Raw genomic sequence first — 14,844 nt, forward strand, 5'->3', positions numbered from 1 at the left:
CGGAGCCCGCGCGCGGGTCAGTCCCGCTCGGCGCCCCACCCGGTCAGGGAGCGCACCCGCAGCTCGGTGAAGCGCGCGGTGTCGCGCTCCGGCGAGAGCAAGCTGCCCACGACCGCGCACGCGAAGCCGAACGGCACCGCCAGCAGCGCCGGGTTCTCCATCGGGAAGAGCTGGACGTCGATCCAGGCGGGCAGCACCGACAGGTTCTCCCCCGTGACGGGGTCGGTCCTGCCCGACATCACCGGCGACAGCAGCATGAGCAGCAGGGTGGCGGACAGGCCGCCGTAGACGCCCCACTCCACACCCCTGGTGTTGAAGCGGCGCCAGAACATGGTGAGCACGATGACCGGCAGGTTGGCCGCGGCCGCGACGGCGAAGGCCAGCCCCACGAGGAAGGCCGCGTTCATGTCCTGGGCCCGCACGGCCAGCACGACGGCCACGGCGCCGATCACGCAGGCGGAGAGCCGCGCCACACCCACCTCCTGCGACTCCCGGGGCCTGCCCCACATGAGGATGTGGCCGAACAGGTCGTGCGCGATCGAGGAGGACGAGGCCAGGGTGAGGCTGGCGATGACGGCGAGGACGGTGGCCAGCGCGACCGCCGAGACCAGCGCGAGCAGCACGGCCGCGCCCGCGGGACCGGCGGTCAGCCGCCCCACCTCCTCGGCGAGCATCGGCACCGCGGTGTTGCCCGAGGGGTCCGCGGCCGCGATGCGCTCGGAGCCGACCAGCGCCGCGGCGCCGAAGCCCAGGGCCGGCGTCATGAGGTAGAAGGCCCCGACCATGACGATCGTGCGGTTGACCGACGAGCGCGCCGCCCGGCCGTCGGGCACGGTGTAGAAGCGGATGAGGATGTGCGGCAGCGCGACGGTGCCCAGCACCAGGGCCAGCCCGAGGCTGAGGAGGTCGAGCTTGTTGAACAGGGTCCGGGCGGGGTCGCCGGAGACCTCCACCCCGAAGCGCAGCCCCGGTTCCAGGAAGGCCTGACCGTGCCCGCTGGCCTCGGCGGCCCCGCCGAGCAGGGCGCGCGGGTCGAAGGCGAACAGGGCCAGCACCAGGGCGGTGAGCAGTCCGGTGGCGGCCAGCAGCGCGACCGCCTTGATGATCTGGAGCCAGGTGGCCGCCTTCATGCCGCCGTACATGACGTAGACGATCATGAGCACGCCCACGAGCACGATCACGCCCGTGCGGGCCTGCTCGGCGCCCATCCCCAGGAAGGTCCCGCCGTCGTGCAGGCCCAGCAGGACCGCGACCAGGGCTCCGGCGCCGACCATCTGCGCGACCAGGTAGAACACGCACACGGTGACGGTGGAGACGGTGCAGGCCAGGCGCACCCGCATCCGGTTCATGCGGAAGGCGGGCAGGTCGGCCATGGTGAAGCGGCCGGTGTTGCGCACCAGCTGGGCCATCGGCAGCACCAGCAGCCAGGCCGCCAGGAAGCCGATGGAGTACAGGAAGCCGTCGTAGCCCTGGAGGGAGATCATCCCGGCGATGCCCAGGAAGGAGGCCGCGGACAGGTAGTCGCCGGTCAGGGCGAGCCCGTTCTGGGTGCTGGAGAAGCCGCGTCCGCCCGCGTAGAAGTCGACCGCGCCCCGGGTGGTGCGCCTGGCGCGGACGGTGACGGCGAGGGTGACCAGGACGAACAGGGCGCACAGGCCCACCGTCCAGGCGTGCGCGACGCCGAACTCGCTCCCCAGCGCGCCGCCCAGGGCGTCCAGGGGGTCGGCGGCCGCGGACGGAACGGTGGACGCGGACGGTGCTTCGGCAGCGGGCGGTTCGGCGGGCGCGACCGGGACGGTGGACGCGGGCGGTGCGGCAGCGGCGGGCGTTTCGGTGACGGCCGCCACTCCGGCGGCCACCGCGGCGGTGCCGTCCCCCGTGACGGCACCGCCCGCGGCCGCTGCGGCGGCGCTCATCGGCCCGCCGCCGTCCCGTCGGCGGCCTCCCCGCCGCGGGCCTCCTCGCGGATCTCCCGTGCGAGGGGTTCCAGGGAGCGTTCGGAGAAACGCCCGAACGCCCAGGCGAGCGCGAACACCCACAGGAACTGTCCGATTCCCATGACCAGTGCCGCGTTCACCGAATCCGTGAGCGGCCTGCCCATGAAATCGCGCGCGTAGGCGGAGAGCAGAAGATAGGACGGGTAACCGAGCAGGAATGCCGATACCAGCAGTCCCGTCTGGAGCGCGAACCGCCTTCGGAGTTTCACGAAACGCGGATCGACGGACACGCGCTCACAGGCGCGCGTGCGTTCGGCCCGCGCACGCCGCCGCTCCGCCGCGGACACGGTTCCCCCCGGTCGCGGCGCCTGCCCCCGGACGCCGACACGCCCTCTGTGGACACCCTCCATGTACTCGACCACGGCCCTCCCCCTGCTCCCTCTCTCCGGACGCCGCTCCCCCACGGCGTCCGCCGTTGCCCGTGTGCGCGGCGCGGGCGCCGCCACGGGTCCGCCCGGAGGGAACGGCCGAACACGGCGCTTTCCCCCGGATGGGGCAATACCCTAGCGATGCGCCCGGAGCCGTGTTCGCCAAACGCACAAATCGGTGTTCGGCAATGGCGCGAAAGCGTTCCGAGAAACGGACAAAAAACCGGAAGACAAACACGCGGTGCCATAACGGCCGCCCCGCCGCGGACGTGCGCCCCGCCGCCCGCACCGCGGGACGCGCGTCCGCGGGCGCCCCGCCCGCGGACGCCGGACCCGCGCGGACCCCCTGGTCACCCCGGGCACACCCGCCGGACACGGGCGCACGCGCCCCCGAATCTTCGCTAGGCTTCGGGGCGACCCCGAACCCGTGACGGCACATCCGGCGTGCAGCCGGTTTGCGCTTTCGTACAGGTGTATGATTAATGGGTCCGCTCTGTTCACGCGATACCGAAGGGAAATCCCCGCCGTGGTCACCGAGGTCTTCACGCTCAAGTACTGCGATCCCCACGCCGTCAGCGAGGAGAAGGTCGAGGCGACTGAGGTCATCCAGTTCGCCTGGGAGGGTGTCGTCCGCGAGGTCGACGCGTGCGCCGACTGCTTCAAGGAGCACGAGGCCCGTCTGGAGCCCCTCGTCGACTACTCGCGTCCGGTGAAGAAGCGCCGCGTCACCAAGAAGGCCGCGTCCTCCTCCTCCGCGCCCGCCGAGGGCTCCGACGACTCCGCGGACGACGAGTCGAACTAGCCAGCGTCCCCGGGCGCGGACCCGCGCCCTCGGGAACGGCCTCATCGCGTCAACCGCGAGCGGGGGCCGACGACACCCCCCAGTGATCGTCGGCCCCCGCGTTCTGTGTGCGGCCCCGGCGGGAGCCGCGTGCCCGGCCCCGGCCCGTGGGCCGCGCGGGTCGCGCCGCTCCGGGCCGCCGTCCCGGCACGCCCCGGGTTCACCGCGGACCTCCTCGGAGGGAGCGTGGGCCGGTGCCCCACCGCCGCGGAACGACGCTGTACCGCGGCGGCGGACACGCACCGACGTGCATCCAGGTTGGGTGCCGCGGGTTTCGGGGAGATTAGCCGTTCGTTGAGTTCATGAGGACATTGGATGACCCGCTCGTCACACCGCGCCCTCCGTTCTCAGGGGCGCCCCGAGACCAGCTCCCCGTCCTTCCAGACCGCCGCGACCTGGGGGACCCCCGGCCGGTAGGCGAGGTAGAGGTGGTTGGGCGCGTCCAGCAGGACCAGGTCGGCGCGCGCGCCGGGGGCCAGGTGGCCGACGTCGGTGCGGCGCAGCGCCCGCGCCCCTCCCGCGGTGGCCGCCCACACCGCCTCGTCGGGGGTCATGCCCGTGTCGCGGACGGCGACCGCGACGCAGAAGGCCAGGCTGGAGGTGAAGCACGAACCCGGGTTGCAGTCGCTGGCCAGGGCGACCAGGGCCCCGGCGTCGATGAGCGCGCGGGCGTCCGGGTAGGGCTGGCGGGTGGAGAAGTCCACCCCGGGCAGCAGGGTGGCGACCGTGGGCTCGGGGCGCGCGGCCGCCTGGGCCAGGGCGTCCACGTCCGCGGGTTCCAGGTGGGTGCAGTGGTCGACCGAGGCGGCGCCCAGTTCGACCGCCAGGCGCACGCCCGGCCCCGGGCCCAACTGGTTGCCGTGCACGCGGGGCAGCAGTCCGCGCTCCGTCCCGGCGGTCAGGACCCGGCGGGAGGCGTCCTCGTCGAAGGCGCCGCGCTCGCAGAAGACGTCGATCCACCGGGCGTGCGGCGCGCAGGCCTCCAGCATGGGCCCCGTGACCAGATCGACGTAGCCCTGGGGGTCGTCGGCGTACTCGGGCGCGACCACGTGCGCGCCCAGGAAGGTGACCTCGTCGGTGACGCGGGCGGCCACGGCCAGGCAGCGCTCCTCGTCGGCGACGGTGAGCCCGTAGCCGGACTTGACCTCCAGGGTGGTGGTGCCCTGGGCGCGGGCCTCGCGGAGCAGGCGCCGGGCCCCCGCGAGCAGGTCGGCGTCGGAGGCCTCGCGGGTGGCGGCCACGGTGGTGCGGATGCCGCCCGCCGAGTAGGGCTGGCCGCTCATCCGGGCGGCGAACTCGCGGCTGCGGTCGCCCGCGAAGACGATGTGTGAGTGGCTGTCGACGAACCCGGGGATGACGCAGCGCCCGGCGGCGTCGATCCGCGCGTCGGCGGCGGGCGCCTGGGCGCGCGGGCCCGACCAGGCCACCCGGCCGTCCTCGACGACCAGCGCCGCGTCCCGGACCTCGCCCACCGCGCCCCGTCCCCGGGAGGGGTCGTTGGTGACCAGGGTGGCGATGTCGTCGATGACGATGCTGCGGGGCACGTCGCTCATGTGAGGACCTCCTTGATGACCGTGTCGAGTTCGCGCGCGGTGTCGGGAACCAGGGTGTGGACGCCGTCGCGGACGGTCCAGCGCCCGTCGGCCATCACGTGCCGCACGTCGGCGGAGGCGGCGGCGAAGACGACGGCGTCGGCGGCCCGGGCGGGGTCGGCCCCGGCCAGGCGGGTTCCGTCCAAGGGGACGTTGACCAGGTCGGCCCGCGCCCCGGGGGCCAGGACACCGGCGTCGGAAGCCCCGCGCGGGGGTTCCTGTGGTCCCGCTCCGACGTGCGCCGACCCCTCGGACGCCCCGGGGGCGGCGGCCCCCGGTTCGCGGGTCCAGCCGAGGCTGGCGTGCCCGTGCGCGGTGGCCGCGCGCAGCAGCTCCCCGGCACCCAGGGTGCCGCGCCGGTGGGTGCGCAGGCGCTCGTGGAGTTCGACCGCCCTGGCCTCCTCGAACATGTCGGTCAGGGCGTGCTGGTCGGTGCCCAGGCTGAGCGGGGCGGGCAGCAGGTCGCCGGTGCGCGGCAGGCCGTCGGCCAGGTCGCGCTCGGTCGTGGGGCACAGGCACACCGTGGACCCGGCCGCGCGGACGGCCGCCACGTCGGCGTCGCTCAGATGGGTGGCGTGCACCAGGCTGGTGCGCGGGGTGAGCGCGCCCGCGTCGGCGAGCACGGCCGTGGGGGTGCGGCCGTAGGCGGCCAGGCAGGCGGCGTTCTCACCGGGCTGCTCGGAGACGTGGACGTGCAGCACGGCGTCGCGCCCGGCGGCGAAAGCGGCCACCTCGGGCAGCTGCGCGGCGGGGACGGCGCGCACCGAGTGGGCGGCCGCTCCCGTGCGCACGTGCCCGCCCCCGGGACGGAAGGCGGCGGCGCGTTCGGCCCACCCGTCCGCGTCCCCGTCGCCGAAGCGCAGCTGGGGCCCGGCCAGCGGCTGCTGGACGCCGTTCCCGTCCAGCCCGCCGGACAGGTAGCACACGTCCAGCAGGGTGATCCGGATCCCCGCGTCGGCCGCGGCGGCCGCCAGGGCGTGGCCCATGGCGTTGGGGTCGGCGTAGCGGTCCCCGCCGGGTGCGTGGTGCAGGTAGTGGAACTCGCCCACGCAGGTGATCCCGGCCAGGGCCATCTCGGCGTAGACCGCCCGGGCGAGTCGGTGGTAGGTGTCGGGGTCCAGCCGCTCGGCAACGCGGTACATGGTCTCGCGCCAGGTCCAGAAGGATCCGCCGCCGGCGTGGGTGCGCCCCCGCAGCGCCCGGTGGAAGGCGTGCGAGTGGGCGTTGGCGAGCCCGGGCAGGGTGAGGCCGGTGAGGGTCTCGGCGTCCCCGGGGCGCGGCGTCGCGACCGTCACCGACGTGATGCGGCCGTCGGCCACCTCCACGAGCACGCCGTGCTCGGGAGTGCCGTCCTCGGCGCCGGTCCACGCCCACTCGCACCACAGGCGGTGGTCGCGCGGCCCCCGGGAACGCCCGGAGGCGGTTCCGCATGCCGCAGGACCGGCGCTCCCGCCGGGGGCGGAGGCGGCGGGGCCGGAGTCCGCGCCGGTCGTCATCGGTCCCCCTCCCGGACGGGGCGGGCGAGCAGGTCCTGGAGCACGTCGGCCAGGGCGAGCACCCCGGCGTGGCAGTCCTCGGGGCGGGCCCACTCCCCGGGGGAGTGCGACACCCCGGTCGGGTTGCGCACGTACAGCATCGCGGTGGGCACGTGCGCGGCGAGCACCCCGGCGTCGTGTCCGGCCCCGGTCGGCAGCACCGGCACCCGGGGGTCGGGGGCGCGGTCGGCGACCACGGCGGCCAGGCGGTCGCGCAGGCCGTGCGCGAACGACACGAGCGGGGTCAGGGACTCGTTGGCCGTCGCGCAGTCCACCCCGTGCTCGCGCGAGGCCCGCTCGGCGGCCTCGCGCACCCCGGCCACGACCGCGCCGAGCGCGGCCTCGTCGGCGGCGCGTGCGTCCAGCCAGGCGCTGACCAGGGACGGGATCGCGTTCGTGCCGTTGGGGTTGACCAGGGCCCTGGCCACGGTGGCGCGGGCGCCGTGCTCCTCTGCCAGCGCGCGGGCCGCCAGGATCGTGTGCGCGAACGGCAGCATGGGGTCGCTGCGGTCGTCCAGGCGGGTGGTGCCCGCGTGGTCGGCACGGCCGGTGAAGTCCATCCGCCAGCGCCCGTGCGGCCAGATCGCGCTGGCCACGCCCACCGGGTGGGCGGTCTCCTCCAGGGCGCGGCCCTGCTCCACGTGCAGTTCCACGAACACGTCCAGGTCCGCCAGCGCCCCGGGGTCGGCGCCGATGGCGTCGGGGTCGTGCCCGGCGGCCTCCATGGCCCGGGCCCAGGTGGTCCCGGAGGCGTCGGTGAGGCCGCGCGCCCGCTCGGGGGAGATCTCCCCGGCCGTCAGGCGGCTGCCCAGGCAGGGGACGCCGAACCGGCCGCCCTCCTCCTCGGCGAACACCGTGACGGCCAGCGGCCGGGCCGGGGTCAGTCCGCGCCGCCGCAGTTCGTCCACGGCGGCCAGGGCGCTGGCCACGCCGAGGGGTCCGTCGAAGGCCCCGCCGTCGGGGACCGAGTCCAGGTGGGAGCCGGTGGCCACCGCGCCCGGGCCGGGCGCTCCCCACCAGGCCCACAGGTTGCCGTTGCGGTCGGTGCGCACGTCCAGGTTCCGGGCAGCGGCGGCCTCGGTGAACCAGGCGCGGGCGTCGGCGTCTGCGCCGTTCCAGGCGTGGCGGCGGTAGCCGCCGCTGCCCGGGTCGCGGCCCACGGACACCAGGTCGGCCCACAGGCGGTCGAAGGCCCCGGGGCCAGGGGCGGTGGAATGGTCGCTCACAGGGTGTTTCCCCACGTCGAAGCGGATGGTCGTGCGCACGGCCGGAGCCCGCCGGGGACGCCCCCTCAAGGGCGCCCCCGGCGCGGTTCAGTCCCCCTCGCGCATCGGGACGCGGATGCCGTGCTCGCGTGCGACGCGCCCGGCCTCGTCGTACCCGGCGTCCACGTGGCGGATGACGCCCGTGGCGGGGTCGTTGGTGAGCACCCGCTCCAGCTTGGCGGCGGCCAGGTCGGTGCCGTCCGCGACGCTGACCTGCCCGGCGTGCAGCGAGCGGCCCATGCCCACTCCCCCGCCGTGGTGGATGGACACCCACGAGGCGCCGGAGGAGGTGTTGACCAGGGCGTTGAGCAGCGGCCAGTCCGCGATGGCGTCGGAGCCGTCCCGCATCCCCTCGGTCTCGCGGTAGGGGGAGGCCACCGAGCCGGTGTCCAGGTGGTCGCGGCCGATGGCCAGCGGCGCGCGGACCTCGCCGGAGGCCACCAGTTCGTTGAAGCGCGCCCCGGCGGCGGCCCGCTCGCCCTGGCCGAGCCAGCAGATGCGGGCGGGCAGCCCCTGGAAGGCGACCCGCTCCCCCGCCATGCGGATCCACCGGGCCAGGTGCTCGTTGTCGGGGAACAGGTCCAGGACGGCCCGGTCGGTGCGGGCGATGTCGGCGGGGTCGCCCGACAGCGCCGCCCACCGGAACGGCCCCTTCCCCTCGCAGAACAGGGGCCGGATGTAGGCGGGGACGAACCCGGGGAAGTCGAAGGCGCGGGCGAAGCCGCCGCTGCGGGCCTCGTCGCGGATGGAGTTGCCGTAGTCGAAGACCTCGGCCCCCGCGTCCTGGAAGCCCACCATGGCCTCCACGTGCGCGGCCATGGACTCGCGGGCCCGGTCGGTGAACTCCTCGGGCCTGGCGGCGGCCAGGTCCCGCCAGTCCTCGAAGGCCACCCCGGCGGGCAGGTAGGCGAGGGGGTCGTGGGCGGAGGTCTGGTCGGTGACCACGTCGATCGGTGCGCCGCGCGAGAGCAGTTCGGGCAGGACCTCGGCGGCGTTGCCGAGCACTCCGACCGACAGCGGGCGGCGCTCGTCGCGCGCCCGCACGGCCAGTTCCAGGGCGTGGTCGAGGCTGTCGGCGCGCATGTCCAGGTAGCGGTGCTCGATGCGGCGTTCGATGCGGCTGGGGTCGCACTCGACCACGATCGCGACGCCGTCGTTCATGGTCACGGCCAGCGGCTGGGCGCCGCCCATGCCGCCGAGTCCGGCGGTGAGGGTGATGGTTCCGGCCAGGGTCCCGCCGCTGTGCCTGCCCGAACCGCTCAGCTTGGCGGCCACGGCGGCGAAGGTCTCGTAGGTGCCCTGGAGGATGCCCTGGGTGCCGATGTAGATCCACGAACCGGCGGTCATCTGCCCGTACATGGTCAGGCCCTGGGCCTCCAGGCGGCGGAACTCGGGCCAGTTCGCCCAGTCCCCCACCAGGTTGCTGTTGGCGATGAGCACGCGGGGAGCCCACTCGTGGGTGCGCATGATCCCGACCGGGCGGCCGGACTGCACGAGGAGGGTCTCGTCGCCCTCCAGGTCGCGCAGGGATGCGGTGATGCGGTCGAAGCTGTGCCAGTCGCGCGCCGCCCTGCCCGTGCCGCCGTAGACCACCAGCTCCTCGGGGCGTTCGGCGACCTCGGGGTCGAGGTTGTTGTGGAACATGCGCAGGGCGGCCTCCTGCTGCCACCCCTTCGCGGACAGGGTGGTGCCGCGCGCGGCGCGGACGGTACGTGGACTGCTCACGCGGTCTCCTCGCGGTGTTCGGGTCGGTTCAGGCCAGGGGGACGACGGACTCGGCGGCTGCGACCACGGAGCCGTCGGTGATCAGGGCGGCGACGGCGGCGATCTCGGGGGCCAGGTGGCGGTCGGGGCCGGGGCCGGAGACCTTCTCCCGTACGGTGCGCAGCACGGCGCCGGTGGCGGGGCCGGGCTCCAGCGGCGAGCGCAGGTCCAGGGCGCGGGCGGCGGTGAGCAGCTCCACCGCCAGCACGCTGGTCAGCCCGTCCACGGCGCGGCGCAGCTTGCGGGCGGCCGACCAGCCCATGGACACGTGGTCCTCCTGCATGGCCGAGCTGGGGATGGAGTCGACGCTGGCGGGCACGGCCAGGCGCTTGAGCTCGGAGACGATGGCGGCCTGCGTGTACTGGGCGATCATGTGGCCGGAGTCCACGCCGGGGTCGTCGGCCAGGAAGGCGGGCAGGCCGTGGGAGCGGGACACGTCGAGCATGCGGTCGGTGCGCCGCTCGGCGATGGAGGCGGTGTCGGCGACGGCGATGGCCAGGAAGTCGAGCACGTAGGCCACGGGCGCGCCGTGGAAGTTGCCGTTGGACTCCACCCGCCCGTCGTCCAGGACCACGGGGTTGTCGATGACGCTGTCGAGTTCGCGTCCGGCCACCAGCAGCGCGTGGGCGAGGGTGTCGCGGGCGGCGCCGGCCACCTGCGGGGCGCAGCGCAGCGAGTAGGCGTCCTGGACCCGGTTGCAGTCGGGGCCGCGGTGGGAGGCGACGATGGGCGAGGAGTCGAGCAGGGCGCGCAGGTTGGCCGCGGAGGCGGCCTGGCCGGGGTGGGGGCGCAGGCGCTGGAGCTCCTCGGCGAAGACGCGGTCGGTGCCCAGCAGCGCCTCGACGCTCATGGCGGCGGTGATGTCGGCGACCTTGAGCAGGCGCTCCAGGTCCATGCAGGCCAGCACGAGCATGCCGAGCATGCCGTCGGTGCCGTTGATCAGCGCCAGGCCCTCCTTGGCGCCCAGTTCGACCGGGCGGATCCCGGCCTCGTGCAGGGCGGTGTAGGCGGGCAGGTCCCGCCCGGCGGCGTCGCGGACCCGGCCCTCGCCCATCAGGGCCAGCGCCACGTGCGACAGGGGCGCCAGGTCCCCCGAGCAGCCCAGGCTGCCGTACTCGTGCACGACCGGGGTGATGCGGGCGTTGAGCAGCGCGGCGAGGGTCTCGGCGGTGGCGACCTCCACGCCGGTGTTGCCCGAGGCCAGGGTGCGCAGGCGCAGCAGCATGAGGGCGCGCACGACCTCGTCCTCCACCTCGGGTCCGGTCCCGGCGGCGTGCGAGCGGATGAGCGAACGCTGGAGGCGGGCCCGCAGGTCGGGGGCGATGTGGCGGGTGGCGAGCGCGCCGAAGCCGGTGCTGACCCCGTAGGCGGGGACCTCGCCGCGGGCGAGCGACTCGACCCGTTCGCGGCCGTGGTGGAGGGCCTTTCGGGCCTGCTCGGACAGGGTGACACGGGCGCCGTGGCGGGCCACGTCGAGGATCTGGGCCGGGGTGAGCGGCGCATCGCCGACGACGACGGAAGGAACTGCTGTGGACATGCCTCCCATTTGACCCCCCGCGTGACCCCTGGTGAAGGGCTGACACGAGGGTTCCATCTGAGATCTCAGACAACAGGGGCGTCGCGCCGTGGGACAATCAGGGCATGAGCCTCGTTCCGGCGGCCACCCGCGCGCTGCGGCTGCTGCGCTTCCTGGCGACCCGCCCCGGGCCGGTGTCGGCCTCGGCGATCGCCGCCGAGCTGGGCGTGCCCCGCTCCAGCATGTACCAGCTGCTGGAGGCCATGGCGCGGGAGGGCTTCGTGACCCACCTGCCCGAGGAGCGCCGCTGGGGCCTGGGCGTGGCGGCCTTCGAGATCGGCTCGGCCTACCTGCGCCACGACGGCGTCGAGCGCCTGGCCCGTCCGCTGCTGCACCAGCTCACCGAGGCCACCGGCGCCACCGCGCACCTGGGCGTGCTGCACGGCGCCGACACCCTGTATCTCCTCAAGGAGCAGCCGCCGCACGCCCCGTCGCTGATCACCGGGGTGGGGGTGCGCCTGCCCGCGCACCTGACCGCGTCGGGGCGGGCCATGCTGGCCCGGCTGCCGCGCGCCCAGGTGCGTGCTCTGTACCCGGACGCGGCGGCCTTCACCACCCGCACCGGCCGGGGCCCGGCCTCGCCCGGCGAGCTGCGCCGGGTGCTGGCCGAGGAGCAGCGCCAGGGCTGGTCCATCGAGGACGGGCAGGTCACCGAGGGCTTCGTGTCGGTGGCCGCGGCCGCCTGCGACCACAACGGCCGCCCCGCCGCGGCGATCAGCCTGACGGTGCCCAGCGCGCGGCCGGTCACCCCGCAGGCGCTGGCCGGGCGGGTGCGTGACGCGGCGGCCGACCTGACCCGCCGCCTGGACGGCCGCGCCTCACCGTAGCGGCGGGGTCCGCTCCACGACCGAGGGCAGCGGGGCCGTGCGCTCCACCATCCGCAGGATCTTCTCCTTGAGGTCGGCGGGCACCTGCACGTAGAACTGCGTGGGAGCGTCCACCGCTTCCAGGTCCAGGCTCTCGGCGGTCTCGGCCCAGCTGGGCAGCTCGGCGTCGGTGCGGTGGGTGTCCAGCACGAACTCGATGAAGTAGGTGAGCCTGCGCCCGCCGGTGTGCACCTCGCGGATGCGCCGGATCTCCGTCCAGGCGATGAACGTCCCCTCGCCGGGGAACCACCACTTGCGCTCCTGCAGGACCGTGACGCCGTCGCTGTCGGCGCTGATGCCCTGCCGGGTGATGCGCTGGGGCAGCCCGCGCAGCACGAACACGTTGCTCCCCGGGCCCACGAAGAGCATGGCCAGACCCGCGAGGGCCCACAGCGTCACCGAGCCGACCGTGGTCTCCTCGCGCAGCACGTGCCAGAGCATCGACCCCAGCACCACCACGAACCCCGCCGTGAGGGCGGCGGAGAAGTAGGCCACGGCCATCCACATGCGCGTGTTGGGGCCGCGCAGGCTGACGTACCTGCGCAGGTGGGAGACGCTCTCGGGCGTTCGGGTCAGGTCTGAGGGAACACCTCGGGGGGCGGCGGGGGCGTCCGCGGGTTCGGGGGAGGCCATACCCACCATTGTCCCCACTCCGGCGGGTGCTCCGTGCGCCGGACCCCGCGCGGACGCGGGGAGGATGGGCCAAAGCACGGGTGGAGGCGGCCGGGGAGCGCTAGAGTCCGGTCCATGAGGCCGAACACGAGCGAGTACGACACCGAGCTGAGGCTGAACGGCGAGGTGATCGTCCTGGACGGGGTGCCCTACCAGGGGCGCACCGTGCTTCCGGAGGGGCCGGACAGGTTCGCCTGCCTGGAGCGCTGGGCCAAGGGGGTGGCCGAGACCCTGGGGGAACCGGTGACCTGGCGCGCCGCGGAGAACGGGCGGCTGGCCGGACGCGGGACGGTCCAGCCCGGGCCCGGGGCTCAGAACCGCCGGGCGCTCTGAGCCCCGCACTTGGCGCACTGGAACTTGCGGTCGTCGCCGAGTATCCAGTCGTGGTCCCCGCCGGTGGGGCACGTAGACATCGACACCATCTCCTCACAGGGCTGTCGGGGTGCGTGCCGATCACTCTATTTCCCAAGAACCACACCAGTCCCGAGAATGAGAAGTTCGTCCTCGTATTCACATACGTCCGGGGCGTCGGACACGGTCACCGGGCCCGGACACACGCGTGGGGCCCGTCGCGGTCGCGACGGGCCCCACGGAAAGCCTGTGGGGGAAGGAGCGGCTAGTTCTGCCTGGCCCTCATGTGGGCCTCGACGGCGGCGCGGTCGGCGCGCAGCTTGGCCAGGGCCTCGTCGAGGATGAGCTTGCCCTCCTCCTCGCTGCGGCGCTCCTTCACGTACGCCAGGTGGGTCTTGTACGGCTCGGTGCGCGGCGGCGACGGGGGGTTCGCCTTGTCCTTGCCCGCGGGGAAGCCGCAGCGCGGGCAGTCCCATTCGTCGGGGACCAGCGCCTCGCTCGCGAAGCTGGGCACGACCTCGTGCAGGTTCGCGCAGTAGAACGGAACCCGGACGCGCGGGGCGGCCTCGCCCCGCTCGGCCTCACCCATGGGACCGGCTCCGACACGGCTGCCACGAATGGCACTGCCACTACCCACGAAAAACTCCTTCGGCGAACTCGCTCACCGGTTCTCGGGCGAGCTTGACGGTGGACGGGGTGTGCCCGCGGGTCGCGGGCTACATGCCCCGGTTGATCAGCAGGCCGAGGATGACGATGGCGATGATCCACACGACCCCGATCGCGATGGTCATCCGGTCGAGATTGCGCTCGACCACCGACGATCCGCCGAGCGAGGACGTGACGCCGCCGCCGAACATGTCGGAGAGACCGCCGCCCTTGCCCTTGTGCATGAGCACCAGGAGGACCAACAGCACGCTGAGAAGCATCACGAGGATGGACAGACCGAGGATCACACGCTCACCCGTAGCTCGACCCCGAAGCGGGGGGGTTATGGACCGACCCTCGTTTCCCGTGCGCACCAGCGGTGACACCGGACCGGCGCGGACACCTGGGAATCAGGGGACCGGGGACAATTTCGGATTTTACCGTGCCCTTGGCGGCACGGGCGGGGGAAACCGCGAGGCACGGAGAACCCCACAGCGAAGTCTAGCCCGACCCGGCGACCTGTCGGGCACCCCGCCCGTCACCATCGGGCATCGAAGCGTGACGGGCGGGGTCCTCGCCGCGGCTAGTTGTCGCCGAAGCGGATGATCTTCACGAACTCGTCGGCCTTGAGGCAGGCGCCGCCGACCAGGGCCCCGTCCACGTCGTCCTTGGCCATGATGCCGGGGGCGTTGTCGCCCTTGACCGAACCGCCGTAGAGGACGCGCACCGCGCCCGCGACCTCGGGCGAGTACAGCTCGGCCAGGCGCGCGCGGACGGCCGAGCACACCTCCTGGGCGTCCTCGGGGGTGGCGACCTCGCCGGTGCCGATGGCCCACACGGGCTCGTAGGCGACGACGATCCTCTCGGCCTGCTCGGCCGGGACCTCCTTGAGGGCGCCGTCCAACTGGGCCAGGACGTGCTCGACCTGCTGGCCCGCCTTGCGGACCTCCAGGCCCTCGCCCACGCACAGGATCGGGACGATGCCGTTGGCGAACGCCGCCTTGACCTTGGTGTTGACCAGGGCGTCGTCCTCGCGGTGGTACTCGCGGCGCTCGGAGTGGCCCACCAGCACGTAGGAGCAGTCCAGCTTGGCCAGCATGGACCCGGAGATCTCGCCGGTGTAGGCGCCCTTCTCGTGCGCGGAGATGTCCTGGGCGCCGTAGACGATCTTGAGCTTGTCGCCGTCGACCAGGGTCTGGACGCTGCGCAGGTCGGTGAACGGCGGCAGGACGACGACCTCGGCCTTGTCGTAGTCCTTGTCGTTGAGCGCGAACGCCAGCTTCTGGACGAGCGCGATCGCCTCCAGGTGGTTGTTGTTCATCTTCCAGTTGCCCGCGATGAGCGGCAGGCGCTGGGACATGTCGGCACTTCC

14 protein-coding genes are annotated in these 14,844 nt (G+C 74.1%); 3 read left to right on the forward strand and 11 right to left on the reverse strand.

Annotated elements, in window-relative coordinates; translation table 11 throughout:
• Positions 1 to 17 precede the first annotated feature (17 nt).
• Both UIS43_RS08620 and UIS43_RS08625 read right to left on the reverse strand, forming a co-directional pair.
• A complete protein-coding gene (locus UIS43_RS08620) occupies positions 18 to 1,916 on the reverse strand; it encodes a cation acetate symporter (RefSeq protein ID WP_370012937.1) in 1,899 nt (632 codons plus the stop codon).
• Positions 1,913 to 2,359, reverse strand: a complete 447-nt coding sequence (locus UIS43_RS08625) for a DUF485 domain-containing protein (RefSeq protein WP_013154012.1) — start codon at positions 2,357 to 2,359, stop codon at positions 1,913 to 1,915. The genes UIS43_RS08620 and UIS43_RS08625 overlap by 4 nt, the downstream gene beginning before the upstream one ends.
• Before the next feature lie 532 nt (positions 2,360 to 2,891).
• Between UIS43_RS08625 and UIS43_RS08630 the strand changes: the two genes are divergently transcribed.
• Positions 2,892 to 3,167 (forward strand): Lsr2 family protein, encoded by a 276-nt coding sequence (locus UIS43_RS08630; RefSeq protein ID WP_013154013.1) that lies wholly within the window; start codon positions 2,892 to 2,894, stop codon positions 3,165 to 3,167.
• Positions 3,168 to 3,553: 386 nt separating this feature from the next.
• Here UIS43_RS08630 and hutI read toward each other — a convergent pair whose 3' ends face one another.
• The 5 genes from hutI to hutH all read right to left on the reverse strand — a co-directional run bounded on the left by hutI (position 3,554) and on the right by hutH (position 10,899).
• On the reverse strand, positions 3,554 to 4,759 hold the full coding sequence (gene hutI / locus UIS43_RS08635; RefSeq protein WP_013154014.1) for an imidazolonepropionase: 1,206 nt from the start codon (positions 4,757 to 4,759) through the stop codon (positions 3,554 to 3,556).
• Positions 4,756 to 6,294 carry a formimidoylglutamate deiminase gene (locus UIS43_RS08640; RefSeq protein WP_370012938.1) on the reverse strand — a complete coding sequence of 513 codons (1,539 nt, stop codon included), beginning with the start codon at positions 6,292 to 6,294 and terminating at the stop codon, positions 4,756 to 4,758. Before UIS43_RS08640 ends, hutI begins: the two co-directional genes overlap by 4 nt.
• The gene (locus UIS43_RS08645) at positions 6,291 to 7,559 is read right to left on the reverse strand and encodes an allantoate amidohydrolase (protein ID WP_041552785.1); all 1,269 of its coding nucleotides are present in this window, start codon (positions 7,557 to 7,559) and stop codon (positions 6,291 to 6,293) included. The genes UIS43_RS08640 and UIS43_RS08645 overlap by 4 nt, the downstream gene beginning before the upstream one ends.
• 87 nt (positions 7,560 to 7,646) lie before the next feature.
• Complete coding sequence (hutU, locus tag UIS43_RS08650) at positions 7,647 to 9,323, reverse strand: urocanate hydratase (protein WP_013154017.1); 1,677 nt, start codon at positions 9,321 to 9,323, stop codon at positions 7,647 to 7,649.
• A gap of 28 nt (positions 9,324 to 9,351) precedes the next feature.
• Positions 9,352 to 10,899, reverse strand: a complete 1,548-nt coding sequence (gene hutH, locus UIS43_RS08655; protein ID WP_071622422.1) for a histidine ammonia-lyase — start codon at positions 10,897 to 10,899, stop codon at positions 9,352 to 9,354.
• Positions 10,900 to 11,003: 104 nt separating this feature from the next.
• Here hutH and UIS43_RS08660 point away from each other — a divergent pair, with 104 nt between their 5' ends.
• Positions 11,004 to 11,765 (forward strand): IclR family transcriptional regulator, encoded by a 762-nt coding sequence (locus UIS43_RS08660; protein WP_370012939.1) that lies wholly within the window; start codon positions 11,004 to 11,006, stop codon positions 11,763 to 11,765.
• Here UIS43_RS08660 and UIS43_RS08665 read toward each other — a convergent pair.
• Entirely contained in the window at positions 11,757 to 12,437 is a 681-nt protein-coding gene (locus UIS43_RS08665; RefSeq protein ID WP_019610509.1) for a hypothetical protein, read from the reverse strand. The genes UIS43_RS08660 and UIS43_RS08665 overlap by 9 nt on opposite strands.
• Before the next feature lie 114 nt (positions 12,438 to 12,551).
• On the opposite strand from UIS43_RS08665, the gene UIS43_RS08670 reads away from it, so the two are divergent.
• Positions 12,552 to 12,809 (forward strand): hypothetical protein, encoded by a 258-nt coding sequence (locus UIS43_RS08670; RefSeq protein WP_013154021.1) that lies wholly within the window; start codon positions 12,552 to 12,554, stop codon positions 12,807 to 12,809.
• 283 nt (positions 12,810 to 13,092) lie between these two features.
• Here the strand turns inward: UIS43_RS08670 and UIS43_RS08675 are convergent, their stop codons facing one another.
• The 3 genes from UIS43_RS08675 to tpiA form a co-directional block, all read right to left on the reverse strand.
• A complete protein-coding gene (locus UIS43_RS08675; RefSeq protein WP_013154023.1) occupies positions 13,093 to 13,464 on the reverse strand; it encodes an RNA polymerase-binding protein RbpA in 372 nt (123 codons plus the stop codon).
• 79 nt (positions 13,465 to 13,543) lie between these two features.
• Positions 13,544 to 13,780 carry a preprotein translocase subunit SecG gene (gene secG, locus UIS43_RS08680; protein WP_013154024.1) on the reverse strand — a complete coding sequence of 79 codons (237 nt, stop codon included), beginning with the start codon at positions 13,778 to 13,780 and terminating at the stop codon, positions 13,544 to 13,546.
• A 275-nt stretch (positions 13,781 to 14,055) separates the two neighbouring features.
• The gene (tpiA, locus tag UIS43_RS08685; protein ID WP_013154025.1) at positions 14,056 to 14,832 is read right to left on the reverse strand and encodes a triose-phosphate isomerase; all 777 of its coding nucleotides are present in this window, start codon (positions 14,830 to 14,832) and stop codon (positions 14,056 to 14,058) included.
• Positions 14,833 to 14,844: the final 12 nt, after the last annotated feature.

It is taken from the genome of Nocardiopsis sp. LDBS0036, assembly GCF_041228755.1.
In the GTDB taxonomy this organism is placed as follows: domain Bacteria; phylum Actinomycetota; class Actinomycetes; order Streptosporangiales; family Streptosporangiaceae; genus Nocardiopsis; species Nocardiopsis dassonvillei.

Coding starts and splice junctions, on each gene's coding strand:
- UIS43_RS08620 (WP_370012937.1), bottom strand. CDS start 1,916: ATGAGCGCCGCCGCAGCGGCCGCGGGCGGTGCCGTCACGGGGGACGGC.
- hutI (WP_013154014.1), bottom strand. CDS start 4,759: ATGAGCGACGTGCCCCGCAGCATCGTCATCGACGACATCGCCACCCTG.
- UIS43_RS08640 (WP_370012938.1), bottom strand. CDS start 6,294: ATGACGACCGGCGCGGACTCCGGCCCCGCCGCCTCCGCCCCCGGCGGG.
- hutH (WP_071622422.1), bottom strand. CDS start 10,899: ATGTCCACAGCAGTTCCTTCCGTCGTCGTCGGCGATGCGCCGCTCACC.
- UIS43_RS08660 (WP_370012939.1), top strand. CDS start 11,004: ATGAGCCTCGTTCCGGCGGCCACCCGCGCGCTGCGGCTGCTGCGCTTC.
- UIS43_RS08665 (WP_019610509.1), bottom strand. CDS start 12,437: ATGGCCTCCCCCGAACCCGCGGACGCCCCCGCCGCCCCCCGAGGTGTT.
- UIS43_RS08670 (WP_013154021.1), top strand. CDS start 12,552: ATGAGGCCGAACACGAGCGAGTACGACACCGAGCTGAGGCTGAACGGC.
- tpiA (WP_013154025.1), bottom strand. CDS start 14,832: ATGTCCCAGCGCCTGCCGCTCATCGCGGGCAACTGGAAGATGAACAAC.